We start from the raw sequence: 654 nt of genomic DNA on the forward strand, positions 1-654 counted from the left end.
GGTTCTTCGGCACTAGCGGTGCCAACTATACCAGATGTGAAACCAGCAGCGCCAATCATTTGGAGGGCTTTCCTTCGTGTCACTTTTTCGTTCTTTCGTGCCACATTACATGTTTATGATTGGGACATTATAGAGTTAATGGCACTGTCTAGATAAGGCACGAGCAGGACGAAAAGTTAGTGATCTATGCTACTCTCAAACCTGCTCAAAGTGCTGTGTTGAATAGCGCTCTTGAGCAGGAATGAAACTAATCCAAGCCGACGATCACTCGCCTCGGCTATTCAACAGATGATTTGCCCTACGAAGACACAACTATTCAACAGAGCAGCAAAAAACTCCTCGGGCAGTCTTATCGGTGAAAACAGTCGTAATCTCAGCGGGTATCCCTATTACTCAGATCCATCGCCATCTTTCGCGTTGAACTGTGCAAGCGTCTCAATGACCGCATCGAGGACCGCATCCACCTCATCAGCATCAACACCACTCTCAGACGCAGCACGAGCGGTGACAGCCTGTCGAACCATCTCGTCGTTCAGGGGTTTCAATCCACCACGCCACTCGCGGCCAGTCTCCAGCGAGTGTTCACGAACAGTCTCTACAAACTCGTCATACTCATCGGGCATATTGCTCGCGAGTATGTCGAGGTCGGATTCT

Annotated in this window: 1 pseudogene; it reads right to left on the reverse strand. The window is 49.5% G+C overall.

From position 1 onward, the window contains the following. Positions 1-389: 389 nt before the first annotated feature. Positions 390-654 (reverse strand): annotated as a pseudogene (locus tag DVK00_RS20665) (hypothetical protein); the annotation flags it as partial.

The organism is Haloarcula sp. Atlit-47R (assembly GCF_003665985.1).
In the GTDB taxonomy this organism is placed as follows: domain Archaea; phylum Halobacteriota; class Halobacteria; order Halobacteriales; family Haloarculaceae; genus Haloarcula; species Haloarcula taiwanensis.